This window comes from Brevibacterium jeotgali (genome assembly GCF_900169175.1).
GTDB lineage: Bacteria > Actinomycetota > Actinomycetes > Actinomycetales > Brevibacteriaceae > Brevibacterium > Brevibacterium jeotgali.
Genome location: NZ_FXZM01000009.1, coordinates 115,568 through 140,366, shown reverse-complemented (window position 1 = coordinate 140,366; position 24,799 = coordinate 115,568). Strand labels below are relative to the sequence as shown.

Genomic DNA, 24,799 nt, shown 5'->3' with positions numbered 1-24,799 from the left:
TGCCTGGATGAGTCGTCGCGCGCGGCACGGCCGCAGAGAGGAGTGGCATGGATCCGACGACGTGGAACCTGCCCTTCCTCCTGGTCTGGCTCATCATGTACGGCATCATCCTCTGCCGGGCGGGCGCGACGTATGCACTGGGGCGGCTCGGTCGCGGGGGACTGGCGAAGTCGCCGCGGGTCCGCGCGATGCTCGCGTCGGAGAAGTATGCGCGTGCAGAAGCCCGGGTGAACCGCTTCGGGGCTCCCGTCGTGGCCGCGAGCTTCCTGACGATCGGGTTCCAGACGCTTGCGAACCTCGCGGCCGGCACGACTCTGATGCCGTGGCCGCGCTACATCGCGGCGCTGCTGGTCGGGGGAGCGGGATGGGCGACCGTGTACTCCCTCGTGGGATTCGCGGGCTTCCGGGCGATCGGGCTCGCGTACGACCATGCGCCGGTCTTCACCGTGGGAATCGCAGTCGCCGCGGCGGTCATCCTCGTGCTCGCGATCGCGTGGCCCGCGAAGCGACGGAAGGGCACGCGGGGCACCGTGCAGACGGATGACAGGCACCCGCTAGTCTGAGACCATGCCCTCATAGCCCAATCGGCAGAGGCAGTCGACTTAAAATCGATTCAGTCTGGGTTCGAATCCCAGTGGGGGCACCAGAGCGTCGTCGGTCAGACCAGCGACGGCTACGGCACGACGACCACGCGTCCCCGGGCGGCACCGGACGCCAGGTGCCCGATGGCCTCGCCTGCCTGCTCCAGCTGGAAGGTGCGGTCCACGACCGGTGTGAGTCGTCCATCGGCGAGCAGCTCCTGCAGGCGCGCCATCGACTCCCTGCGGCCCGGCGCCGCAGTCGGCCGGGGGAGGCGGGGGTCGACGAAGGAGCGGGCCATCAGCCCGATCATCCGCGGCACACTGCCGAGCAGTCGCCGTCCCCGGGCGCCGAAGTGGTCGTGCCCGATGACCACATACCGGCCGCGGGCGGTGAGGATCGGCCGATAGGCGGCGTACGGGCGGACGCCGGCGACGTCGAACACCAGGTCGTAGCTCTCCCCGCCCTGCGTCACGTCGTCTTGCGTGTAGTCCACGACCCGGCTGGCTCCCAGGCCGCGCAGCAGGTCGAGCTTGCTCGAGTGGTCGACACCGGTCACCTGGGCTCCCGCTGTGCGGGCGAGCTGCACGGCGATGGCGCCCACCCCTCCGGCCGCACCGATCACGAGCACGCGTCTGCCCGGTTCCCAGGTCTCGAGGTCGGGGAGGTTGAGAAGCGCGATGAGTCCCGCCGTCGGGACGGTCGCGGCCTGTTCGAAGGTGGTGTCAGAAGGCTTGGTCGCCAGGCCGTCCGCCTGGGCGACGACGTATTCGGCGTACGCGCCGCCGTTGCGCCACTGCATCCCCGCGGTCGTTTCGCCGAAGACCTCGTCTCCCGCCGCGAACTGGTGCACGCCGGCGCCGACCGCCGCGATCGTCCCCGCCACGTCCGTGCCCGGGACAGCCGGCGAGGGGCGCCTGAGTCCAGAGCCCATGAGGCGCAGGACCCGCGGCAGCCCCGCGACGACGTGCCACACGTCCGGGTGCACCGACGCCGCGCGCACCCGGACCAGCACCTCGCCCTCGCCCGGCGCGGGCCGGCAGACATCGCGGACCCGCAGCACCTCGGCCGGTGGGCCGTAGCCGCGCTGGACGACGGCGCGCATTGCGGGTCTCGGCTCCGCGTTCACGGTTCGAGCATACTGCGTACTCCTCAGCCAGCACCGCCCGACGTGAGAGTCGAACGGCGTGCACGCGGTCGACTGCGATCACGGCCGCTCACCACCGGGTGCGGTGTCTGGCGAGCGGCCTCGTGCGCGTCCGGTGCCAGGGGCGTTGGACGTTTCACGAATAGCCGTAGGCGCGCCTCGCGTTCACCCGGCGGGTCTCGCCGCGGATCGTGAAGAGCGAGATGATCGTGCCGACGTAGAGGAAGCCCAGCGTGAGCAGGAAGAGGATCCCCGTGAAGATCTTTCCGATGTAGAAGTACTGGAGGCCCGCGACGAAGAAGAATCCGAGGATCGTGAGGACGAGGGCGAGGCCTTCGTCCTTGGCGGGCAGAACAGGGTGGGACACGGCGACTCCTTGTGTGCGGGCCTCAGGCGTTCACCTGATCCTCCCACTCCGACGTCCCGTCTGCAGTGGGGCCTGCCTCCTTCACCGGCAGCATCCGGCCGGCGCACGCTCTCCTCGACGCCGACCTCGTCGACGAGCACCGGTTGTTCGTCTGCCCGCACTGACAGGGTCGGGGTCGTGGATTCTTCCCGGACGACCGGTCGGGTCAGGACTTCACGAGCCTCCTGATCGCGTCAGCGGCCTCCGTCACCTTCTGCTCGGCCTCCTCGGGCGAGCCGGAGCGCGCGGCGTCGACGACGCAGTGCGCCAGATGATCCTCGAGCAGCACGAGCGCCACGTTCTCCAGCCCGGAGCTCGTCGCACTGATCTGCGTGAGGACGTCGATGCAGTACTTGTCGTCCTCGATCATGCGGGCGATGCCGCGCACCTGCCCCTCGATCCGGCTCAGACGCGCCAGGAGGCGAGCCTTGTCGCCGGAGTAGCCGTGGGAGTGCCCCGACGCCGAGGCGGTGCTCGCCTGAGCGTGCGACTCCTCGGGGGCCGTCCTCTGAGTCGCCTGCTGGGTCGTGTCCTGGGCGTCGGCGCTCTCGTTCATGCGTGTTCCTTCCGATCGGTCGTGTCGGTGCGACGGTGGTCGACCGTCTGCTCTGCCGACGGGGTGCCGGCCGTCCGGGCCCGCCGCGATCCGCCGAGTGTGAAACCGCGCAGGCGCAGGCTGTTCGTCACGACGAACACCGACGAGAATGCCATCGCGGCGCCTGCGATCATCGGATTCAGCAGTCCCAGCGCCGCGAGCGGGATCGCCGCTGCATTGTATGCGAACGCCCAGAAGAGGTTTCCGCGGATCGTGCGCAGCGTACGCCGCGACAGGTCGATCGCGTCTGCCGCGGCCATGAGATCACCGGCGACCAGCGTGACGTCAGCGGCTTCGATCGCCGCGTCCGTCCCCGTTCCCATCGCCAGCCCCAGATCGGCCGAGGCGAGGGCCGGCGCATCGTTCACACCGTCGCCCACCATCGCGACGACCCTGCCGCGGACCTGGAGTCGGCTGATGTGGTCGACCTTGTCCTCCGGCAGCACGTCTGCCACGACGTCATCGATGCCGGTCTGCGAGGCGACGTCCCGGGCGACGTCCTGATTGTCTCCGGTGAGCAGGACGACCCGCAGGTCCTGTGCGTGGAAGCGCGCGACGGCCTGCGCAGAAGACTCCTTCACGGTGTCGGCGGTGAGCACCACGCCCCGCGCCCGGCCGTCCCAGCCGACGATCATCGCGGTGCGCCCGCGAGGACCGGCGGCGTCGAACGCGGCCTGCAGCTCGCCGGTGACGGTCCACCCGGCCTCGTCGAACAGGAGCGCGCGGCCGGCGAGGACCTCGTGGCCGTCGACGGTCCCGCGGACGCCGCGACCGCGGACGTTCTCGAACGCGGAGACCGGCGGCAGGGGAGAGGACTCGGGCAGCGTGGCACGGGCGTGGTCGACGACGGCCCGGGCGACCGGGTGCTCGGACCCTGACTCCAGGGCGCCGGCCAACCGCAGGAATGCAGCGGGATCGACCGCGTCGGCGAGGACGACCTCGGCGACGGTCATCGTCCCCGTCGTGACGGTGCCGGTCTTGTCGAGCACGATCGTGTCGATTCCACGTGCGGTCTCGAGGACCTCGGGACCGCGGATCAGGATGCCCAGCTGGGCCCCGCGGCCGGTGCCCACGAGCAGGGCGGTGGGGGTCGCGAGCCCGAGCGCGCACGGGCAGGCGATGATGAGCACGGCGACTGCGGAGGTCATCGCAGCGGTGAACCCGAAGCCCAGCAGCAGCCAGACGGCGAAGGTGACGACGGCGATCGCCATCGCGATCGGGACGAAGACGGCCGACACGCGGTCGGCCAGCCGCTGGACGTCCGCCTTGCCGGACTGCGCCTCCTCGACGAGCTGCGCCATCCGGGCGAGCTGCGTGTCCCGACCCACGCGGTCGGTGCGCACGAGCAGCCTGCCGGACTCGTTCACGGTCCCTCCCGACACGGTGCCGCCCGCGTCGACCTCGACGGGGACGGACTCGCCGGTGAGCATCGAGGCGTCGACGGCGGAGCGTCCATCCAGGACGGTGCCGTCCGCCGCGATCGTCTCGCCGGGACGCACGACGAACTCATCGCCCACGCGCAGGCTCTCGACCGGAACCCGGGATTCGACGCCGTCGCGGAGGAGGGAGACGTCCTTCGCGCCCAGCTCCAGGAGTGCGCGCAGCGCGGCGCCCGCGGACCGCTTCGACCGCTTCTCGAGGAAGCGGCCCAGCAGCACGAAGGTGAGGACGCCTGCGACCACTTCGAAGTACACGTCCGCCAGGCCGCCGCCATGCCCGCCCAGGTCGAGGGTGACATCGAACCCGTGGCGCATGTCCGCATGCCCCGCGGTGCCGAACACCAGGGCGGCGAGTGACCACAGGAACGCTGCGGACGTGCCCACCGTGATGAGGGTGTCCATCGTGACCGCGCGGTGCCGGAGGTTCACAGCCGTCGAGACGTGGAACGGCCACCCCGACCACAGGAACACGGGTGCGGTCAGCGCCAGCGACACCCAGCCCCAGTAGTCGAACTGCAGCGGCGGCACCATCGCCATGAGGACGACGGGGACCGTGAGGACGATCGCCGCGATGAGGCGCACGCGCAGCCCGCGCAGTTCCTTCTCCGCACGGGCGTCCGCCTCTGCCAGAGCGTCGTCGCCGGAGAGCTCCGCCGTGTATCCCGTCGCCTCGACCACCTCGATGAGGTCGAACGGGTCGAAGCCCGCGGGAGCGGAGACGTTCGCCTTCTCCGTCGCGTAGTTCACCGATGCGGTGACGCCGTCCACCCGGTTGAGCTTCTTCTCCACGCGGGCGGCGCAGGAGGCGCAGGTCATCCCGCCGATGAGGAGCTCGAGGTCCTCCTGCGGGGTCGGGTCGACGGTCGTCGACGCATCTGGGCCCGCTGAGTGTGTGTCTGCTGCGGTCATGTCCGAAGTGCTCATCCCATTCCTTCCGTGAGGTGCGCCGGTTGTGCAGTGCTCCGGTGGGGAGCGGTGCGGCGGCCGCGGCGCCTCGAGTGGCCCACTATACCCCCTGGGGGTATTGTTGCACACGCCGTCCGCCGCCGCGGTGATGGAGCTCTCCGTGTGCGAGTCGTAGAGTCGACGTGTGATGGATACCGATACGCGACCGCTCGTCGTCGCAGGCGGCGGCGCCGCAGGACGTGCAGCCGTCCAGGCCCTGCTCGCTGCGGACGCGGGCCTCCCGGTCCTCCACCTGGCCGGCCCTGCGGTCGAGGCGATCGACCGGACGATGGTCGACAAGGCGATCATGACCGGCCGACTCTCACCCGCCCGCGCGATGGCGATGCGCCCGCCGCTCACCGGAGCGACCACGCGCGAGGACTGCGTCATCGCCGTCGCCGAGGACCCGCACGGCTGGAGCGTGCGGGTCCCGGGAGAAGCGGTCCGGGCTGCGGGCCTCGTCCTCGCGACTGGCTCGCGGCCTGACCGTCTCGACGTGCCGGGGGCCGATGCGTGGGCTGCCGCAGGGCGACTGTCGACCCTCCACTCCGTCGATGACGCGCTGCGGATCCGCGAGCTCCTCGACGGGGTCGACGGGGCGAGGGTCCTGGTCACGGGGTCCGGTCTGGTCGGCGCGGAGGCTGCGAGCCTCCTGACCGCGGCGGGCCACCGTGTGACGCTCGTGGCCCGGTCGGGACTGCCGGGCGCCGCCGCGTGGGGTCCGGAGATCGCTCGGCGGATCGCCCGCCTCCACGACGAGACGGTGGACGCGCGGTGGTCGGCGCGGATCGTGGCGCTCGAGGACGGGATCGCGGTGCTCGACGACGGGACGGCGGTGGAGGCGGACCTTGTGATCGTCGCGCATGGTGCGCGTCCCCGTGTCCCCGGCGGCATCCCCGTGTTCACGGATGCCGCGGGTGCATCCGGCGGTGTGCGGGTCGACGATCGGCTGCGCGTGCACGGCGCGAGTGCGCCGCTGGTCGCCGCAGGTGCGGTGGCCCAGCACGGAGTGGGCGATGAGCCGGCCGCTCCGTATCGGATCGATCACTGGGACGACGCCGAGGCTCAGGGCGCCCATGCTGCGAAGGCTCTGCTGCACGCTGTGCGACGAGGGGAGGACCCAGGGCCCTACCGACCCCGCAGCCCCTGGTCGGCGCGGATCCACGGCAGCCAGGTGGCAGGGTTCGGACATCCGGTCCCGGGGACCACGGAGCGAGTCGTGAGTGAGGAGCCGCTGCTCGTCGAGTTCCGTGCCCCGGACGGGACACAGGAGGATCCGGCGGTGTCTGCCGTCGTGGGGCTCGATGCAGGGCGGGCGCTGCGGGACCATGCGCGGGGCGCTGGCCTGCGGTGAGTCCACAGCGGGCCTGCGGCCGGTCCGCGCCGAAGCGGTCGTCCGCTCGATGGACCTGGGTCCGCCGCCGCCCCTCATCGGCGTAGCCTGCGGATATGGTCAGCACACCGCCCGCGGAGGGCTTCCCGGACGCGCGGAGTCGGGTGCTGGCATGGCGTGCACTGGTGCTGGGGAGCCTTGCGCAGGCGATCGTGACGATCGTCGTGGCCGGACCGGCCTTCCTCATTCCGCTGCTGCGTGAGAAGGAAGCGTTCTCCCTCGCGACCGCTGGCACTGCGGCAGCGTCCACGAGCCTCGGCATGGTCTTCACGCTGGTCCTCTGGGGCGCTGTCGCCGACCGTCGGGGTGAGCGCCTCGCGCTGAGTGCCGGGCTGCTGGCGTGCGCGGCCGGGACTGCGCTGGGAGTGGTCCTCGCGCAGGCCGGAGCCCTCCACCGGCCCCTGCCGCTGATCGGCGTGCTCGCGCTCGCCGGTGCTGCCGGGGCAAGCGTGAATTCGGCGACGGGCCGTGTGGTCGCGGGCTGGTTCCCGCGCAGCCAGCGCGGCACCGCGATGGGGGCCCGGCAGATGGCGCAGCCGCTCGGCACCGCCGTTGCCGCCGTCCTCGTGCCCCCGCTCGCTGACGCGATGGGAGTCCTCGGCTTCTTCCTCCTCACCAGCGGTCTGTGCCTCGTCATCGGGATCGCATGCCGGCTGGGCATAGTGGATCCGCCTCGACCGGCTCGAACGGAGCTGCCGGAACCCGGCGCTGCGGAGGGCGGCGCATGCGGGGAAGCGGTCAGCGAGGCCGCAGACTGCGAGCCGACGGGGTCGCCCGAGCCGGCGTTCTCCTCACGCCCCGCCGCAGACGTGAACCCCTATCGTGCGGACTCCTTCCTGCTGCGGATCCACGCCGCCTCTGCCCTCCTCGTCATCCCGCAGTTCGCTTTCGCGACGTTCGGGCTCGTGTGGCTCATGGACTCGCAGGGGATGGCGGCCGCGACGGCGGGACTCGTCGTGGGTGCGGCGCAGCTGGCAGGAGCCGGCGCCCGGTTCGCGATGGGTCGGGTCAGTGACCTCGCGCCGTCCCGGGTCGTCGTGCTGCGCATCGTCGCGTGGTCCGCGTGCGTCCTGTCCGCCCTCGTCGCGGCCGTGTCACTGGGCCTCCTCCCGGTCGTCGCCGCGATCGTGTTCCTCCTGGCCTCCGCGGCGTCGGTGGCCGACAACGGACTGGCACTGACCTCGATCGCGGAGGGGGCGGGGTACCGCTGGTCGGGCAAGGCGATGGGGATCCAGAACACCGGTCAGCACGCGTTGGGGGCCGGTGTCGGTCCCGCACTCGGCCTCCTCATCGCGGCCAACGGGTATCCGATTGCGATGCTGTGCGTGGCGGCCGCCCCGGCAGCCGCGTCATTCCTCGTGCCGAGGGCGGACGTGGAGCGGTCGTAGGCTGTGGGCAGGCAGGCAGGCAGGCAGGCAGGCAGGCAGGCAGGCAGGCTGTGGGCAGCAGGCGGCTCGGCCTGAGGCGGCACGGGGTGGGTTCACCGACCGTTCACGCCGTCTGTGTAGCGTCGTGCAGTGAGCCGTCCGGCTTCCGTGATGAAAGGATGTCCGCACCATGCACCCCCGCCAGCGCGAGAACCTCCGCGAGTACATCGACCGCCTCCACCTGGAGGGGTACAGGGTCCTGCACGGTCACACCCCCGACCCGGACCTCATCGATCCGGGAGGGCGCGCTGTGGAGACGTGGCGCGAGGGCTACCCCTACGACGAGCGCCTGGACCGGGAGGAGTACGAGCTGGACAAGTACCACCTCCAGATCGAGCTCCTGAAGTTCCAGTACTGGAGCCAGGACAACGAGCTCAGCCACGTGATCGTGTTCGAGGGGCGCGATGCCGCGGGCAAGGGCGGCACCATCAAGCGGTTCACCGAGCACCTCAATCCGCGTGCGGCCCGTGTCGTCGCCCTGAACAAGCCGTCGAACGTCGAGCAGGGGCAGTGGTACTTCCAGCGCTACATCCAGCATCTGCCGACTGCGGGGGAGTTCGTCATGTTCGACCGCTCCTGGTACAACCGGGCGAACGTCGAGCGCGTCATGGGCTTCTGCACCGATGAGGAGTATGAGACCTTCATGCAGCAGGCGCCCCTGTTCGAGAAGATGCTCATCGACTCCGGGATCCATGTGACCAAGTTCTGGTTCTCCGTGACGCAGGCGGAGCAGCGCACACGCTTCGCGATCCGCCAGATCGACCCCGTGCGCCAATGGAAGCTGTCGCCCATCGATCTGGACTCACTCGACAAGTGGGAAGACTACACCGCGGCCAAAGAGGCCACCTTCCTCCGCACGGACACGGACTTCGCACCGTGGATCACCATCAAGTCGAATGACAAGAAGCGTGCGCGTCTCAACGCCATGCGCTTCTTCCTCAACCAGTTCGACTACGACGGAAAGGACACGTCCGTCGTGTATCCGGCCGATGAGAATCTGGTGAAGCGCGGACGAGACGCAGTCGGCGACTGAGCCAGGTCGTCGCCTGTCGCGCCTCCACTTGCGATCGACTGCTCAGTGGGATTTGATCGAAGACGTGCGTCCCGGTCCGACCGGACAGATGAGCGCGCCATTCTCAAGGAGGAGAACCGATATGAGCTGGGACTTTTCAGCCGAGCCGGAATCCGCGCAGAAGCTCGAATGGATGCGGGCCTTCGTCCGTGAGGAGATCATCCCGCTGGAGGTCGCCACCGACCACGTGCCCACCCGCACCGAGGATGCGAAGCGCAACGTCGCCCACCTGCTCGAGGAGGCTTCCTGATGAGCTCCGATCGGAGCCGCGGAGCAGCCGCGGCCAACGGCGCCGCGGCCGCGGCCGAGCACGCGGAACAGGCCGGAATAGAACTGACTGCGCTCGAGGCGTGGATGCAGCAGGAGCTCGGTCCTGGGACGCTGCGCGATCCCGAGTTCCTGACCGGCGGCACGCAGAATGTGCTGTTGGGCTTCACCTGGAACGATGAGCGGCTCATCTACCGCGGGCCGCCGGTCAACAAGCGGAAGAGCTCCGACACGATCATGCTGCGGGAGGCCCGCGTGCTCGAGGCGCTGGGTGGGAGCCAGGTGCCGCATCCGGAGTTCATCGCGGTCTGCGAAGATCTCGACGTGCTGGGCAATGCCTTCTTCATCATGCGCTCGGTCGCCGGCTTCAACGGTGTCAGCGAGATCCCCGAGCACGTGCTCCAGAGCCGCGAGTGGCAGCACCAGATGGGGCTGGCCCATGCTCGGGCAGTCGCCGAGCTCGGCAATGTCGATCACGAGGCGGTGGGGCTGGAGGGCTTCGGCCGGCCGGACGGCTGGTTGGCGCGCCAGCCCGGCAGGTGGGTGGGTCAGCTCGAGAGCTACCGCGAGTTCGAGCGCTGGGAAGGTCTTGACCACCGCGGCGTCGACGCGATCCCGGCCTGGCTGAACGAGCGGATGCCCGCCGAGCAGCACGCGGGGATCATCCACGGCGACTGCCATGCGGGCAATGTGCTGTTCCAGAACGATTCGGCTGAGGTCGCCGCACTCGTCGACTGGGAGCTGTGCACGCTCGGCGACCCGCTCCTCGACCTCGGGCACCTGCTGGCGTCGACGCACGGTCTCGAGCTGCCGGGCGCACCCACCAAGGCGGAGCTCGTGGCGGCCTACGGCGGAGCCAGCCGGTGGGACGTCGACGATGTCGACTTCTACCATGTGCTGGCCTGCTTCCGCTTCGGCTCGATCCTCGAGGGTTCGCAGGCGCGCGCCTCGGCCGGTCTGGTGCCGGAGTCCGTGGGCATCCGCCTGCACGAGCGGACCGTGTCCCTCTTCGACCAGGCGATGGAGATCATCGAGTCATGAGCACCTGGACCTTCGACTTCACCGACAGGAAGATCGTCATCACCGGAGGGTCCCGCGGACTCGGCTTCCAGATGGCCCGCGCCTTCTCCTCTCTGGGCGCGGACGTGGCCATAGCCTCACGCAGACTCGCCGCCTGCGAGGACGCCGCCGCTGTCATCACCGCCGAGACCGGCGGCACGGTGCGACCGTACGCCCTGCACGTGGCCGACTGGGAGCAGTGCACGCGCTTCGCACAGACGGTGTGGGACGACATGGGCGGGGTGGATGTGCTCGTCAACAATGCCGGCTCCTCGCCGCTGTACGACTCGATCAGCGGGATCAGCGAAGAACTCTATGACAAGGTCATCGGGCTGAACCTCAAGGGCCCGTTCCGGCTGGCGGCGCTGCTGGGCGAGAAGATGGCCGAGGCCGGCGGGGGAGCGATCGTGAACATCTCCTCCATCGCGTCGCTGCATCCGAGACCGGCGACTGTGCCGTACTCGGCGGCGAAGGCCGGGCTCAATGCGACGACCACCGCGCTGGCGCATGCGTACGGCCCCAGCGTCCGCGTCAACTGTGTGGTGCCGGGGACCTTCCTGACCGACGTGTCCCACCATTGGGATGAAGAAGCCTTCACCGAGCGGGCGCAGACGTTCGCCGCCAAGCGCGGCGGTGAACCCGAGGAGGTCGTGGGTGCGGTGCTGTACCTGGCGTCCTCGCTCGCCTCGTACACGACCGGAGCGCTGCTCACCGTCGACGGGGGCGCGTCGTCCTGAGGTTCCTCGAGGCAGACGACACCACCACGGTGGTGGGCGAGCCGTCATCGGCCGGGTGGGAGGGGAAAGCCCACCCGGCCGATCACATTCGTGGGGGCACAGATCAGCCCTGCGGCCTGCCTGCAGTGGGCTGGTTCAGCGCTCGGTCCGGCGCATCCGCCGCTTCGTCGAACGCCCCGCGAAGCTCAGGCAGAACGCGAAGACGCACAGCACCAGCACGATGAGCGCGAGGGCGATGCCCGCGTCGACCCAGAACTGCGGTGGGAAGAGGCGGATGAGGGAATCGTCCATGTAGAACGTCCAGGTCCCCTCGGCGAAGAAGATGTCGTGGAATCCGGTGAAGAACTGGTCCCAGCCCACGATCGCGAGCACGGCGAGGGCCGCGAAGAGGACGAGGGTGAGGATCGGCCCCGCCCGCAGGCTGCCGCGGACTCCGCTTCCCCCGCGACGGCACTTGTAGACGCCGAACACGATCATGCCGATCGCCGCGACGACTGCGGTGAGCGTGAGGATGCCGATCAGGGTCTTCACATCGGCCATGTGCGAGATCTCCCCGGATGTGAAGAGGGGAGTGCCGTCTGGCAGCACGACGTCGGAGAGGTAGCGCTCCGTGGCGAGGTTGAAGAGGTAGTCGACGGTGTAGGAGCCGTAGTGCAGGCGATCCGCGTCTGTGAAGCCGTACTGGTCGTCGGGGAAGCCGGGACGCCAGGTGTACGTCCATGCGAGGAACCACCCGGATGCCACCGCACGCACCGCGAGCGCGAGGGCGACGAACGGGAACCCGAGCGTGATCCACACCGCGCCGATCACGTCGAGCGGGCTGCGCCTGCGCTCCGGCATCTCCAGGGTGCGGGAGGCCATCGATGCTTCTGCGTCGCGTGTCTCCCGCCGGTCGTCGTCGAGCTTCGATGCCCGCTTGGCGGCTCTGCGCTCCTTGCGGGTGAGCTTCTTCGTCGGCTGGTCGTTCGCGGGTGCCGCCGCAGCGCTCCCGCCGTTGATGAGCGACCACTCCTCATCCGAGATCATGCCCGGCTGCCCGGTCGATCCGTCTGTCCCGGCACCGCTGGTCCCCGCTGCAGCGCCGCCCGCAGCGCTCGCACTCGTCGCCGAGGCCACCGTGACGTCTCGTCCGCGGCCTCCTTCTGCATCTGCGCCGGCTTGCGAGAGGGGGGCGTACTCCGCAGTCGCCTGATCATCCAGGGAGGGGTCGCCGTCGCGGATCGGATCGAAGGCGGCAGTGGCGTCCGGGTCGAACGCAGCGGCGTCGAAGGTGCCTGATCGGGCGGCTTCGTGCGCGCCCGCTTCCTCGCCGGCGCCGTCGGCGTAGTGAGCCGCCGTCGGGTCGTCCCCGTCCGGCTGAGAGCTCAGCCGTCTGGAGAGGAGGTCCTTCGGCTCGTTCGGATCGTCTGGAGTCACATGTTCATTGTGGACGGGGAGAACGCGCCAGGCGCGGACGACACGCCTGGAGCATGCGATTCCCGGCCTCCAGTACTACGGATGTCGCACAGCGGGGATCGGCCCGCAGCCCTTTCGGATCGGTCCGGAAGACGACTATCGTGGGTGGATGGATGACCTCGTGAGGACCTTCAGCCCCCGCGTGCGATCCGTGCTCGCCGCGGAGTTCCAGCGGAAGCTGTCCGCCGCCGGCGGGGGAGGCGACGTCTACGCCGCCGCGGTCGTGCACGTCGGAGGGCTCGCCTGGCGGACGGCGGTGAATGTCCCCGGCGTCCTTTCGGAGGAGACCGACCCAGAGGATGCCGCGCCCCATGAGGGCGAGTCCGGTGAGGACGCCCGCGCGCGTCGACTGCGCTGGTCGCCGGAGGAATGGAGCACGCCCGGGGCGCGGAACTCACCGCAGACCGCAGACCTGCTGGGCGACCTGGAAGCGTGGATCTCCGACTCCACCCACGTCGAGGCGACCTCGTGGACCGAGGTGCGGCGCATCCTCGTCGACCTCATCATCGAGTCGATGGATTCCTCTGAGGTCCGGGCGGTGTTCGCAGGAGCCGGTGCGGCTCCGGTGCTCCTGGTCTGCGAGGCGGACGGGGCGGACCGCGGCACGAGTCCCGTGGTCGCAGCGCTGGAGCGCCTCAACACAGACCACCCGTACTGGGCCGACGTCGAGGAGGCTCTCGTCTACTGGCGCGGCGACGGGTAGTCCAGCGCCTACTCGATCCCGCGTCCCCTACCCCAGCAGTGCCGAGCAGACGAGGATCGCGGGCACGGACAGCACGGTCGTGATGAACACGCTGTCGCGCACGAGCGTCTCCGACTGCCGGTACCGCATCGAATAGATGTAGACGTTCTGCGCCGTGGGCAGTGCGGACGTCACGACGATCGCCATGAGATCCACGCCGGTCCACCCCAGGATCGGTCCGCCGATCACCCACGCGAGCACCGGCTGGACGACGAGCTTGGTCGACGTGATGACCGTCAGCTGCGAGCGCGTGCCCTTGAGAGGCAGCTGCCACCCGTCCTTGAAGCTCAGGCCGAACGCCAGGAGCGCACCGGGCACGGACATGTCGCCGACCATGCTGAGCGGGTCGAAGAGCACGGCGGGCACGTCGACGCCGGTGCCGGACACGGTGATGCCCGCGACGGCGCCGAGGACGATCGGGTTCTTGGCGATCGTCCAGATCGGCGACCACCAGTGGTCGACCTTCCCCTGCCGGATCGTGTCGAGCACCGCCATGCCGATGGGGGCCAGCAGGAGCAGCTGGAAGAGCAGCACCGGCGCGACGTAGGCGATGTCGCCCAGGACGTAGATCGCGATGGGGATGCCGAGGTTCCCGATGTTCACGTAGCTCACGGCCCATGCGGAGAACATCGCCTCGCCTGTGGATCGCTTCCTGACCCATCGGGTGAGCACGAAGAGCGCGACGGCGCAGAGCACGGCTGACCCGCCGGTGGCGATGAGCTGGGTGGAGAAGATGAACGTGAGGTCCGTCGTGGCGATCATCGTGAAGAGCAGGGCGGGCGTCGCGATGTAGAACACGACACCGGCGATGACCTGCTGCGCATGGGGTCCGAGCACTCCGGTGCGTCCCAGCACGAAGCCGGCGAGGACGACGACGGCGATGACGCCGAACCCTTCGAACACTCCGAGCACTCGCGCCCCCTCTCACCGGGCAACCTTACGCCGGGGCGAACGCCGGTAGCCTGGTGTTCGCCATGAGAGACGACATTCCTGAGAAGCCCGACGCCAGCCGCGACACACCTGTGCCCGCCCGCAGCGGGGCGCGCCAGTCGGCAGAGGGTGGCCGGACCCGCGGCCGAGGCCGCCCCCGCCGGAAGCGCTCGGGTGACCGTCGCCGTCCGGAGGGCGGGTCCCGTCGGGAGCAGCACGAAGCCCGACGGGAGCGCCAGCGGGCGGCCCGCGCGCGCCGCGCGCCGCTGCTCGAGTACCCGGCAGAGCTCCCCGTCGTCGAGCATCGCGAGGAGATCGCAGAGGCGATCCGCGATCATCAGGTCGTCGTCATCGCGGGTGAGACGGGGTCGGGCAAGACCACGCAGATCCCGAAGATCTGCCTGGAGCTGGGCCTGGGCGTGACGGGCATGATCGGCCACACCCAGCCCCGTCGCATCGCAGCGCGCTCCGTGGCGGCCCGGTTGGCGGACGAGATGGGGGAGGACCTGGGCGACACGGTCGGCTACCAGGTGCGCTTCACGTCGCAGGTGGCGGATCACACCCGGGTGAAGGTGATGACCGACGGCATCCTGCTGTCCGAGCTGCGCCATGATCGACTGCTGCGGGACTACGAGGTCCTCATCATCGACGAAGCGCACGAACGCAGCCTCAACATCGACTTCATCATCGGCCTGCTCACCCGCCTGCTGAAGGAGCGGCCGGACCTCAAGGTGATCATCACCTCCGCGACGATCAACCCGGAGGCGTTCAGCGAGCACTTCGACGGCGCCCCGATCATCTCCGTGTCCGGCCGGACGTACCCGGTCGAGGTCCGCTATCGTCCGTTGGACCCCGCCACAGATACAGACACCGATTTCGACGCAGACGACGACGAGGAGCGATCCCTCACGCGAGGGGGTGCCGCCGCGAGGACGCCGAAGGACCAGGTCGAGGGCATCATCGACGCGTTCGACGAACTCACCGCGGAGGCCCCCGGTGACATCCTCGTCTTCCTGTCCGGCGAGCGGGAGATCCGCGACGCGGCGGATGCGCTGACCGATCATGTGCAGCGAGCGACGCGGAAGGGGCCGCGCAGCCGCGGCGCCGACTGGGAGATCGTGCCCCTGTACGCCCGACTGTCCTCGCAGGAGCAGCAGCGCGTCTTCCGGCCCCATGGCAGACCGCGCGTAGTGCTGGCGACGAACGTGGCGGAGACATCGCTGACGGTGCCGGGGATCAGATACGTCATCGACACCGGAGTGGCCCGCATCTCGCGCTACTCGAACCGGACGAAGGTCCAGCGCCTGCCGATCGAGAACATCAGCCAGGCGAGCGCGAACCAGCGCAAGGGACGTTCGGGCCGCACCAGCGACGGGATCTGCATCCGCCTGTTCTCCGAGGCGGACTTCGAAGCGCGCCCGGAATTCACCGACCCCGAGATCCTGCGGACGAACCTGGCGAGCGTCATCCTGCAGATGGTCACGCTCGGATTCGTGCGCACGGAGAAGGACGTGACGGACTTCCCGTTCCTCACGCCGCCGGACCCGCGCGCGGTCCGCGACGGACGCGCGCTGCTGGCGGAGCTGGGCGGGCTGAGGGTCGCGCAGGACGGCGCACTGACCGTGACGGAGACGGGGCGGAAGATCGCCGCGCTCCCCATCGATCCGCGCCTGGCGCGCATGCTGATCGCCGGTGCGCAGAACGGGTGCGGAGCAGAAGTCGCCGTCATCGTCGCAGCGCTGTCCACGCAGGACCCGCGTGAGCGTCCCGCCGAGCAGCGGGGCGAGGCGGATGCGCTGCATGCGCGCTTCACCCACACGCGCAGCGACTTCCTGTCCTTCCTCGCGCTGTGGAACTACGTCCGCGAGCAGTCGCAGACGCTGTCGAGCTCGAAGTTCCGTCGAACGATCCGCGGGGAGTTCCTCAACTACGTCCGCATCCGCGAATGGCAGGACCTCGTCGGGCAGCTGCAGTCGATCGCCGGCTCGGCCGGCCTCCAGTGGGGTGAGGTGACCTGGAAGACGGACGCGGACGGCGACGAGGAGCAGGGCACTGCTGCGACCGGACAGCGCACGCGCGGAGGATCCCGCGGCGCCGCTGCCGGATCCGGTCCGTTCGACGCGCAGGCCGTCGCGATCCACACCTCCCTGCTCACCGGCCTGCTGTCGATGATCGGGCAGAAGCTGCCGGACGGGCGTGAGTACCAGGGTGCCCGCGGTTCCCGCTTCCAGATCTTCCCGGGCTCCGGACTCTTCAAGAAGGGCCCGGACTTCGTCATGAGCGCGGAGCTCGTCGAGACGTCCCGCCTGTGGGCGCGCACCGTCGCGTGGGCGGACCCGGACTGGATCCTCGACGTGGCCGGCGACCTCGTGAAGCGGACCCATGCGGAGCCGCGCTGGTCCGCGAAGAGCGGTCACGCGGTCGCGGATGAGAAGGCGACGCTCTATGGGGTGACCCTCTACGCCTCGCGCCCGGTCTCCTACGCGCGGATCGACCCGGTCGTCGCGCGCGAACTGTTCATCCGGCACGCGCTGGTGGAGGGCGACTGGAGGGAGTCGCACGAGTTCCTGACGACGAACGCGCGCACGCTCGCAGAAGCCGACGAGCTCGCTTCCCGCACCCGCGACCGTCGCGTGCTGGCGGGCGACGACGACCTCTACGCCTTCTACGACGCCCGCGTGCCGGACGACGTCCACACCGCCTCCGACTTCACCGGGTGGTGGCGCAGGAAGCGGCGTGAGGATCCCACCCACCTCGACGTGCCGCTCGAGACGCTCCTGGCGGAGGACGCCGCGGATCGCACCGCGGACCTCGCCCGCGACTATCCGACGCACTGGGTGCTGCCCGCCCGCGACGACACGGAGGAGGACGCCCGCGCCGAGCTGAGGTACTCCTTCGAACCGGGCACCGAAGGCGACGGAGTGACGGCGGAGATCCAGCTCAACGACCTCGACCGTGCCGACCCCCATGCGTTCTCGTGGCACGTGCCGGGGCTGCGGATCGACTTCGTCGCCGCGCTCATCCGGTCCCTGCCCAAGGCGAAGCGGACCTACTTCGTCCCCGCCCCGGATGTCGCCCGCGAGATCCTCGCGCATGTGCGCGCCGCCGGTGAGGAGGGATCGGGAAGCCTGCCCGAGGTCCTCGCAGCAGAGCTCACCGCCCGCGGCGGCGGAGGTCGACTCGAGGACCGCAACCCCATCACCGTGGTCCCGGCCGAATTCGACTGGTCGCGCGTGCCGGCACACCTCCGCCTCCGCTTCCGCCTGCAGCGCGGCCGCCGCGTGCTCGCCGAAGGCTTCGACCTGGCCGCGCTCCAGGCCGATCAGCGGAAGCGCGAGGCTGCGAAGGCGGGGAAGGCCCTCGCCCGGGAGTCCGCCGCAGCAGGCGGTCGGTCGGGCGGCCGGAGCGGTCGAGGTCCGGCCGAGGTCGCAGCCGGATCCGCCGGGCAGGGGACCCCGGATGCGGGGGCCTCGGCGTCGTCGCGCGGAGCCGCACGCTCGATGCGGGCGGCCCGGGAGCCGGTGCCCACGCGGGAACAGCTGGTGGATCGGGTCCGGGACGGAGCCTCGGCGGTGCTGGCGTATGCGAAGGAGCACCTGAGCACACAGGAGAAGCTGGTGCTCGCGGGGCATCAGACGTCATCGGATGCGCTGCTGGAAGCGGTCCTGCGCGTCGCCGTGCGCGGAGAGGTCGCGGCGACCGGCATCGGAGCCGACGGCACGTATGCCCATCCGGTCGGTGCGAACGGTCCGGCGCGGGCGTCCGCCTCGGCGGGCGGATCGGAGACCGTGCCCGACCCCGAGGCGCTCGTCCGCTCTGCACAGGGCGGGCTCACGACGCGGCTGGAGCAGCTGGTGCCCGCGCTCATCGCAGCGCTCACGGGGATGACGACCCTGGACAAGAAGGTGTCGAAGGCGTCGTCCCTGGTGATCCTCGCGAATCTGGCGGACGTGAAGGACTGGCGCGACGCGATGGGGACGGCTTCCGCGATCGCCGGGCTCAGTGAGGCCGCGCTGCTGCGACTGCCGCGGTGGGTCGAGGCGGCGAACGTGCGCGTCGACGCGATGGTCGACCAGCCGCCGCGAGACCGTCAGCTGATGGACCGGGTGCTCGGGTCCGAGGCGGGGGTGTCGAAGAAGCTGCAGGTGGTGTGGCCGGTTGTCGCCGGTCTGGGGCGTGCCGCACGACTGGGTGCCGTCGTGGACGCAGGCGCGGCGGCGAGCGGACCGGGCAGGCCCGCCGGCGGACCGGGCGAGGGATGGCACGCGATCCTGTTCCAGCAGGAGGAGCTGAGACTCAGCCTCTTCGCCCCGGCGCTGGGAGCCATGGGCAAGGTGTCGGAGCAGAGGATCGCCAAGGCGCTCACCGGGATGTGAGCCGCTCACCGGGATGTGAGGGCGGGCCTCACTCCCAGAAGGTTCCGGTGACGACGCCCAGCAGCGGCATGAAGCCCGCCGTCAGCACTGTCGCTCCGGCCCAGATCCACCGCCAGCGCCAGGCGTCGCGACGCCATCCGACGAACAGGCAGACGAGCGCTCCCACGAGGCAGATGAAGCCGCCCAGGCTCATGAGCGCCACTCCGAAGACGGCCCAGCCGCCGGCGCCCAGCTGCAGGATGTAGACCGCGATCATGGAGACTTCGAGCGAGAACGCGATGGACAGCCAGAGGAGCGGGACGCTCAGGATGGCGGCGAGCACCAGCGGGAGGTATCTGAGCAGGCGGGCCCGCCGGTGGGGATCCCGCGCGACGACCGTGAGTTCGTCGTCTGCGTGGTCGTCAGGGGGCTGAGGAGGTCCGGGCTCTGTGCTCACGGTGACCAGCCTAGATGTTCCGGCTGGACACCACCTGCCTACACTGGTGCGGTGAACTCCGGCCCCTCATCCTCATCCCACACACCCGCTGACGTGCGCGGGCAGGCGAAGCGGCGACGCACCTTCGCCGTCATCTCGCACCCCGACTCGGGCAAATCAACGCTCACGGAGGCGCTCGCCCTCCACGCCCGCGCCATCGGCACTGCCGGTGCGACCCACGGCAAGGCGGGCCGCCGCTCCACTGTGTCCGACTGGATGTCGATGGAGCAGGAGCGCGGCATCTCCATCACGTCGGCGGCCCTCCAGTTCGAGTACGACGACGTCGTCTTCAACCTGCTCGACACCCCCGGTCACGCGGACTTCTCCGAGGACACCTACCGCGTGCTGTCCGCCGTCGACAGCGCGGTCATGCTCGTGGACGCGGCCAAGGGGCTCGAGGTCCAGACGATGAAGCTGTTCGAGGTGTGCAAGCACCGCGGCATCCCCATCGTCACCGTCATCAACAAGTGGGACCGTGCGGGCCACGAGCCGCTCGCGCTCATGGACGAGATCCACGAGCGCACCGGGATGCTGCCGACGCCGCTCACGTGGCCGGTCGGGCAGTCCGGCGACTTCCGTGGAGTGCTCGACCGGCTCACCGGCGAGTACACCAAATACACGCGTGACAGCGGCGGTGCCAGCATCGCCGCCGAGGAGACGTTCGCGCCGGACGCGGCAGAGCGGCTCGAAGGGGAGACGTGGACGACTGCGGTCGATGAGGCGGAGCTGCTCGAGCTCGAGCAGCAGGACCACGATCAGCAGGCGTACCTCGCCGGGCGGACCACCCCCGTGCTGTTCGCCTCCGCCGTCCTGAACTTCGGCGTGCACAAGCTTCTGGACACTCTGGTCGCCATCGCTCCGGCGGCCGAACCCCGGCCCGACGTGAACGATGAGCCGCGCGTCGTGGACGCGCCGTTCGCCGGATTCGTCTTCAAGGTGCAGGCGGGCATGGACAGCAACCACCGCGACCGGTTGGCGTACGTGCGGGTGTGCTCGGGCGTCTTCGAGCGCGGCATGGTCGTCACCCACGCCAACACCGGCAAGCCCTTCGCCACGAAGTACGCGCAGCAGGTCTTCGGACGGGACCGGGAGGCGGTCGACGAGGCGTTCCCCGGTGACGTCGTCGGTCTCGTGAACGCCTCCGCGCTGGGGGTGGGCGACTCGCTGTACCTGGACCGCAAGGTCGTGTTCCCGGGCATCCCGACGTTCTCGCCGGAGCACTTCATGGTGATCCGCGCGAAGGACTCCTCGAAGTACAAGCAGTTCCGCAAGGGCATCCAGCAGCTCGACCACGAGGGCGTCATCCAGGTGCTGCGCAGCGACCTGCGCGGCGACCAGGCGCCGGTGCTGGGCGCAGTCGGCCCGATGCAGTTCGAAGTCGCCGAGGACCGCATGGTGAACGAGTTCAACGCGCCCTGCGAACTGGAGCGGCTGAACTTCTCGATCGCGCGGCGCACCGAGCCCGCCTCGGTGCCGACCCTGTCGCGCGAGCGGAACGTCGAGGTGCTGTCCCGCTCGGACGGCGAGCTGCTCGCGCTGTTCTCCGACCGATGGCGGCTGCAGGGCGTCGAACGCGCTCACCCTGATGTCGTGCTGGAGCCGCTCGTCGTGAGCTGAGGAACAGTCGAGCGGATCCTGGTTCGCTCAGCAGGTGAACAGAGGACTAAGATGGGCTGGCGCCCGGACGGACATCCGCTCTGCACCGCGATCGATCGCGTGTGCTCGCACCCCTCGGGCATTCTGAAGACGTTGAGGAGAGTACGAGACTGTGGCTGAGAATCCGATTCGGGTCGCCATTGCCGGCCTGGGCAACTGCGCGAGTTCCCTGATCCAGGGCGTGGAATACTATCGCGATGCGGTTCCCGGCCAGAAGGTCCCCGGGCTGATGCATGTGCAGTTCGGCGATTACCACGTGAGCGACCTCGAGTTCGTCGCGGCGTTCGACGTCGACGGCAAGAAGGTCGGCCAGGACATCGCAGAGGCGATCCACGTGAGCGAGAACAACACGATCAAGCTTGCGGACGTCCCTCCGACGGGTGTGGCCGTGCAGCGCGGTCCGACGCTCGACGGGATGGGGCAGTACTACCGCGACACCATCATCGAGGCCGATGATGAGCCCGTCGATGTGGCGCAGTCCCTGCGGGACGCCCGTGCCGACGTCCTCGTCTGCTACCTGCCCGTCGGCTCGCAGGAGGCGACGGAGTTCTACGCGCAGGCCGCGCTCGAAGCGAAGGTCGCCTTCGTGAACGCGCTGCCGGTGTTCATCGCAGGCACCAAGTCGTGGGACGACAAGTTCAAGGCGGCGGGGGTCCCGATCGTCGGCGACGACATCAAGAGTCAGATCGGCGCGACCATCACCCACCGGGTCATGGCGAAGCTGTTCGAGGACCGGGGCGTCGTCCTGGACCGCACGTACCAGCTGAACGTCGGCGGGAACATGGACTTCAAGAACATGCTCGAGCGCACGCGGCTCGAATCGAAGAAGATCTCGAAGACCCAGGCCGTCACCTCGAACACCAGCGTCGACCTTGCGGAGCGCGACGTCCACATCGGTCCCTCCGACTACGTCGAGTGGCTGGACGACCGCAAGTGGGCATTCGTGCGGCTCGAGGGACGCAACTTCGGTGATGCCCCCGTCTCGATCGAGTACAAGCTCGAAGTGTGGGACTCGCCCAACAGCGCCGGTGTCATCATCGATGCCGTGCGAGCCGCGAAGATCGGTCTGGACCGCGGCGTCGGCGGAGCGCTCATCAGCGCGTCCTCGTACTTCATGAAGTCGCCCCCGCAGCAGCAGGACGACGACGCGGCGCATGCTGCGATAGAAGCCTTCATCCGAGGCGAGATCGACTCGTGAGCTGACCTGTCCGCTCACTGAGCTGACCTGTCCGCTCCACGCGGACTGATCCGACGCCCTGCAGGGCACGTTCGCGCGTGCGCTGCAGGGCGTCGTGCGTCGTCAGACGTATGCGTGCTGTTCCTCACCGGGCGTGCAGGCCTTCCAGGCCGTCAACGCGGGGCCCTGACTCCTCCGAGAATCACCCTGTGGCGGGGCTGGAGGGTTCTCTTCGTCGGGTGGTGGGCGCTCAGGACCCCCTTCGGGCCGGATACGAGCGTCACCTGCTGACCCGTGCGATCACATCGCCGTCACGATCAGTCCGAGGGGTGGGAATTCTGTGAAGTGGTACAGGGTTCGTCCTTAGAATGGGTCTGACGAGACCAGATCTTCGATGGGAAGGATCCCGATGAGCAATCCGCTCGTGCGCCGCGGCCTCAACGACGGAATTCGGGCGGGGCAGGAGCAGAACCGCATCCCGGCCCCCTCCGACCAGCAGCTGCAGCAGATGTACGACGCTCCGGCGCACCAGTCCCGGCCTGTGGCCGAACGGGCGATGACCTACGACGACGTCCTCATGAAGACCGGCATCTGCTTCGCCGTCCTGCTTGCGGGTGCGGTCGTCGGATGGATCGTCCCGATGCTGGCGATGCCGGCCGCGATCGTGGCGCTGGTGATCGGCCTGATCGTCGCATTCAAGAAGGAGCCCAGCAAGGGCCTCATCCTGACCTACGCGGCGATCGAGGGCGTCTTCCTCGGCGGCATCTCGAGCATGTTCGAGAACGCCTACGACGGGATCGTCATGCAGGCGGTGCTGGGCACACTCAGCGTCTTCCTCGTGATGTTCGCACTGTTCAAGTTCAAGATCGTCCGCATGAGCCCCGGCTTCATGAAGTTCCTCATGCTCGCAGTGGGCGGCTATGCAGTGTTCTCCCTGGTGAACTTCGGCTTCGCGATGGCTTCAGGCGGCGAGATGAACGCCCGCACGATGGAGATCACGATCCTGGGCATGTCAATGCCGTTGGGCGTCGTCATCTCCGGTGTGGCGGTCATCCTCGCCGCGCTCACACTGGTCGCGGACTTCCACATGATCGAAGAGGGCGTGCGGCACAAGATCCCGGAGAAGTACTCGTGGGTCTGCGCGTTCTCGCTCATGGTGACCCTCGTCTGGCTGTACATCGAGATCCTGCGACTGCTGTCCTACTTCCGGTCGAACTGACAGGTTCCACAGGCAGACGATGACGACGGACATGACGGCGGCGGCACTCCTGGAGGAGGTCCGCCGCCTTCGTCTTCGCGTGATGGGCCTGTCGACGCCGCAGCTGGACGGGGGCCGTCGCACGCGCATCCGTGAGGCACTCGCCCACCTGTCGGACCTGCGCGCGGGCGGACGCCGGGTGCCGGTGCTGGAAGACCGCGTCCTCGCCGATCAGGTGGTGGTCCTGCTCACCGACTGCCTGCCCGAGTACGGAGCGACGGCCGCGCAGACCGCCACAGCTCTCACGATCGCCGAGGATCTGCGCCGCGACCTCGCCTAGTCCCCGTCCGCGCATGCTGAAAGGAGGTCGGTCCACGATGGCCGACGCACAGCCTCACCAGGGTCCGCACGGAGAAGACCTCTTCGACGCGATGAACTTCCACACCCGCAAGTGGGTGCGACCGGAGGACCTCAATGCGAACGGCACGCTGTTCGGGGGCAGCCTCCTGCGGTGGATCGACGATGAAGCAGTCGTCTACGCGATGATCCAGCTGGGCAATCAGCGGATCGTCACCAAGTACATCTCCGAGATCGAGTTCGTGTCCTCTGCGACGCTGGGAGACATCCTCGAGATCGGGCTGCAGGCCGTGCACTTCGGACGCACCTCGCTCACGATGCGCTGCGAAGTGCGGAACATCATCACCGGTGACACGATCCTCTCGATCGACAGGATCGTGTTCGTCGGCCTCGGCGAGGACGGACAGCCCAAGCCGCACGGGTACGACTCGATCACCTACGCCCGCGATCGCTTCCCCGACGACCTGCGGAGCAGGAAGCGCACGATCGACTGAGGCGGAGCGGTGGTCATCGCGGAAGCGTCGCGGCGTCCGCCCGACGCGGCCCCGCGGTCGGCATCGCGGCGTCACCGCCGCCGCGCGTCAGCGCGCCGCGAGCCGCCGCGAACTCGAGCTGCCGCTCCATGAGGGATCTGACGAGCAGACGATCCCGCGATCGCAGGGCGTCGATGAGGTCGAGATGCTCATCGGCGCACGTCTGCAGCGTGCCGAGCGGGATGTCGACGAATGCTCCGCAGATCCGCGTCTGATCGCGGAGGTTCCCCACGGTCTGCGAGATGCGGGAGTTCCCCAGCAGGCCGATCAGATACATGTGGAAGCGATGATCGGCGTCCAGATGATCGCGCACGCGCTCCTGGTGCAGGAGCGAGACGAAGTCGTGGGCCAGTCCGTCTGCGATCGCGAGCTCGTCCTCGGACACGCCGCGTTCGGCGAGTCGCTCCATCGTCGAGACCTCGACGATCCGGCGCATCTCGAGCACCTCGTGTCGATCCTGGTCGGTCATCTGCCGCACGCGGAAGCCGCGGTTCCGCACGACTTCGACGAGCCCTAGGGACGTGAGGTCCATGAGCGCCTCGCGCACGGGGGAGTTCGAGATCCCGAGCTCCGCCGCGAGTGAGTTCGCGGACAGGATCTGTCCGGAGAGGTACTCGCCGTCCAGCATGGAGCGCTTCACCAGGTCGAACGTCGATTGCCGCAGCGTCTTCGGCACCTGAAGTCGGACTGCTCTGCTCGTCACCATGTTCTCCTCGTCCCGTTCCGCCCCGCGCCGGACCCGGATTCCTGCGTGCGTCGTATTGTGGGTCAGCCGAATTTCAGTCTAAGGTTATCGATAACACGTGACGCAGTACACATCACGATTCTCAATGA

At 69.2% G+C, this 24,799-nt stretch carries 22 protein-coding genes and 1 tRNA gene; 15 read left to right on the top strand and 8 right to left on the bottom strand.

Translation table 11 applies throughout. The features are described 5' to 3' along the window. Nucleotides 1-47: 47 nt before the first annotated feature. Nucleotides 48-563, top strand: a complete 516-nt coding sequence (locus BJEO58_RS10270) for a DedA family protein (RefSeq protein ID WP_101589379.1) — start codon at nucleotides 48-50, stop codon at nucleotides 561-563. 6 nt (nucleotides 564-569) lie between these two features. After that, a tRNA-Leu gene (locus BJEO58_RS10265) sits at nucleotides 570-646 on the top strand. 27 nt (nucleotides 647-673) lie between these two features. Here BJEO58_RS10265 and BJEO58_RS10260 read toward each other — a convergent pair. From BJEO58_RS10260 to BJEO58_RS10245, 4 genes are all read right to left on the bottom strand, one after another. After that, nucleotides 674-1,708, bottom strand: a complete 1,035-nt coding sequence (locus BJEO58_RS10260) for an NAD(P)-dependent alcohol dehydrogenase (RefSeq protein WP_219617105.1) — start codon at nucleotides 1,706-1,708, stop codon at nucleotides 674-676. Nucleotides 1,709-1,862: 154 nt separating this feature from the next. Continuing rightward, complete coding sequence (locus BJEO58_RS10255; RefSeq protein WP_101589377.1) at nucleotides 1,863-2,093, bottom strand: TM2 domain-containing protein; 231 nt, start codon at nucleotides 2,091-2,093, stop codon at nucleotides 1,863-1,865. Nucleotides 2,094-2,298: 205 nt separating this feature from the next. After that, complete coding sequence (locus tag BJEO58_RS10250) at nucleotides 2,299-2,688, bottom strand: metal-sensitive transcriptional regulator (protein ID WP_101589376.1); 390 nt, start codon at nucleotides 2,686-2,688, stop codon at nucleotides 2,299-2,301. After that, on the bottom strand, nucleotides 2,685-5,090 hold the full coding sequence (locus tag BJEO58_RS10245; protein WP_101589375.1) for a heavy metal translocating P-type ATPase: 2,406 nt from the start codon (nucleotides 5,088-5,090) through the stop codon (nucleotides 2,685-2,687). Before BJEO58_RS10245 ends, BJEO58_RS10250 begins: the two co-directional genes overlap by 4 nt. A 169-nt stretch (nucleotides 5,091-5,259) precedes the next feature. On the opposite strand from BJEO58_RS10245, the gene BJEO58_RS10240 reads away from it, so the two are divergent. The 6 genes from BJEO58_RS10240 to BJEO58_RS10220 all read left to right on the top strand — a co-directional run bounded on the left by BJEO58_RS10240 (nucleotide 5,260) and on the right by BJEO58_RS10220 (nucleotide 11,066). Beyond that, a complete protein-coding gene (locus BJEO58_RS10240) occupies nucleotides 5,260-6,465 on the top strand; it encodes an FAD-dependent oxidoreductase (protein ID WP_101589374.1) in 1,206 nt (401 codons plus the stop codon). A 95-nt stretch (nucleotides 6,466-6,560) separates the two neighbouring features. Next, nucleotides 6,561-7,892: an MFS transporter gene (locus BJEO58_RS10235; protein ID WP_101589373.1), complete on the top strand. Its 1,332-nt coding sequence runs from the start codon at nucleotides 6,561-6,563 to the stop codon at nucleotides 7,890-7,892. A gap of 169 nt (nucleotides 7,893-8,061) precedes the next feature. Then, entirely contained in the window at nucleotides 8,062-8,964 is a 903-nt protein-coding gene (gene ppk2, locus BJEO58_RS10230; protein ID WP_101589372.1) for a polyphosphate kinase 2, read from the top strand. 121 nt (nucleotides 8,965-9,085) lie between these two features. Then, the gene (locus BJEO58_RS14980; RefSeq protein WP_180951913.1) at nucleotides 9,086-9,253 is read left to right on the top strand and encodes a hypothetical protein; all 168 of its coding nucleotides are present in this window, start codon (nucleotides 9,086-9,088) and stop codon (nucleotides 9,251-9,253) included. Then, the gene (locus BJEO58_RS10225; RefSeq protein WP_101589371.1) at nucleotides 9,253-10,311 is read left to right on the top strand and encodes a phosphotransferase family protein; all 1,059 of its coding nucleotides are present in this window, start codon (nucleotides 9,253-9,255) and stop codon (nucleotides 10,309-10,311) included. Before BJEO58_RS14980 ends, BJEO58_RS10225 begins: the two co-directional genes overlap by 1 nt. Then, nucleotides 10,308-11,066 (top strand): SDR family NAD(P)-dependent oxidoreductase, encoded by a 759-nt coding sequence (locus tag BJEO58_RS10220; RefSeq protein WP_101589370.1) that lies wholly within the window; start codon nucleotides 10,308-10,310, stop codon nucleotides 11,064-11,066. Before BJEO58_RS10225 ends, BJEO58_RS10220 begins: the two co-directional genes overlap by 4 nt. A gap of 135 nt (nucleotides 11,067-11,201) precedes the next feature. Here the strand turns inward: BJEO58_RS10220 and BJEO58_RS10215 are convergent, their stop codons facing one another. Then, a complete protein-coding gene (locus BJEO58_RS10215; protein ID WP_101589369.1) occupies nucleotides 11,202-12,482 on the bottom strand; it encodes a TIGR01906 family membrane protein in 1,281 nt (426 codons plus the stop codon). A gap of 148 nt (nucleotides 12,483-12,630) precedes the next feature. On the opposite strand from BJEO58_RS10215, the gene BJEO58_RS10210 reads away from it, so the two are divergent. Continuing rightward, nucleotides 12,631-13,224 (top strand): DUF4303 domain-containing protein, encoded by a 594-nt coding sequence (locus BJEO58_RS10210; RefSeq protein WP_101589368.1) that lies wholly within the window; start codon nucleotides 12,631-12,633, stop codon nucleotides 13,222-13,224. Between the two features lie 27 nt (nucleotides 13,225-13,251). Here BJEO58_RS10210 and BJEO58_RS10205 read toward each other — a convergent pair whose 3' ends face one another. Further along, complete coding sequence (locus tag BJEO58_RS10205; RefSeq protein ID WP_101589367.1) at nucleotides 13,252-14,175, bottom strand: AEC family transporter; 924 nt, start codon at nucleotides 14,173-14,175, stop codon at nucleotides 13,252-13,254. A 62-nt stretch (nucleotides 14,176-14,237) separates the two neighbouring features. On the opposite strand from BJEO58_RS10205, the gene hrpA reads away from it, so the two are divergent. Then, nucleotides 14,238-18,569, top strand: coding sequence for an ATP-dependent RNA helicase HrpA (hrpA, locus tag BJEO58_RS10200; RefSeq protein WP_101589366.1), 4,332 nt, complete (start codon nucleotides 14,238-14,240; stop codon nucleotides 18,567-18,569). 28 nt (nucleotides 18,570-18,597) lie between these two features. Here the strand turns inward: hrpA and BJEO58_RS10195 are convergent, their stop codons facing one another. After that, entirely contained in the window at nucleotides 18,598-19,005 is a 408-nt protein-coding gene (locus tag BJEO58_RS10195) for a hypothetical protein (protein WP_101589365.1), read from the bottom strand. Nucleotides 19,006-19,056: 51 nt separating this feature from the next. On the opposite strand from BJEO58_RS10195, the gene BJEO58_RS10190 reads away from it, so the two are divergent. From BJEO58_RS10190 to BJEO58_RS10170, 5 genes are all read left to right on the top strand, one after another. Further along, nucleotides 19,057-20,661 (top strand): peptide chain release factor 3, encoded by a 1,605-nt coding sequence (locus BJEO58_RS10190; protein ID WP_101589364.1) that lies wholly within the window; start codon nucleotides 19,057-19,059, stop codon nucleotides 20,659-20,661. A gap of 151 nt (nucleotides 20,662-20,812) precedes the next feature. Continuing rightward, nucleotides 20,813-21,898 (top strand): inositol-3-phosphate synthase, encoded by a 1,086-nt coding sequence (locus BJEO58_RS10185; protein WP_101589363.1) that lies wholly within the window; start codon nucleotides 20,813-20,815, stop codon nucleotides 21,896-21,898. Nucleotides 21,899-22,286: 388 nt separating this feature from the next. Beyond that, nucleotides 22,287-23,096 (top strand): Bax inhibitor-1/YccA family protein, encoded by an 810-nt coding sequence (locus tag BJEO58_RS10180; protein ID WP_101589362.1) that lies wholly within the window; start codon nucleotides 22,287-22,289, stop codon nucleotides 23,094-23,096. Between the two features lie 19 nt (nucleotides 23,097-23,115). Next, a complete protein-coding gene (locus BJEO58_RS10175; RefSeq protein WP_101589361.1) occupies nucleotides 23,116-23,415 on the top strand; it encodes a hypothetical protein in 300 nt (99 codons plus the stop codon). A gap of 37 nt (nucleotides 23,416-23,452) precedes the next feature. Further along, the gene (locus BJEO58_RS10170; protein WP_101589360.1) at nucleotides 23,453-23,926 is read left to right on the top strand and encodes an acyl-CoA thioesterase; all 474 of its coding nucleotides are present in this window, start codon (nucleotides 23,453-23,455) and stop codon (nucleotides 23,924-23,926) included. Nucleotides 23,927-23,939: 13 nt separating this feature from the next. Here BJEO58_RS10170 and BJEO58_RS10165 read toward each other — a convergent pair whose 3' ends face one another. Beyond that, nucleotides 23,940-24,671, bottom strand: coding sequence for a GntR family transcriptional regulator (locus BJEO58_RS10165; protein WP_101589359.1), 732 nt, complete (start codon nucleotides 24,669-24,671; stop codon nucleotides 23,940-23,942). Nucleotides 24,672-24,799 lie beyond the last annotated feature (128 nt).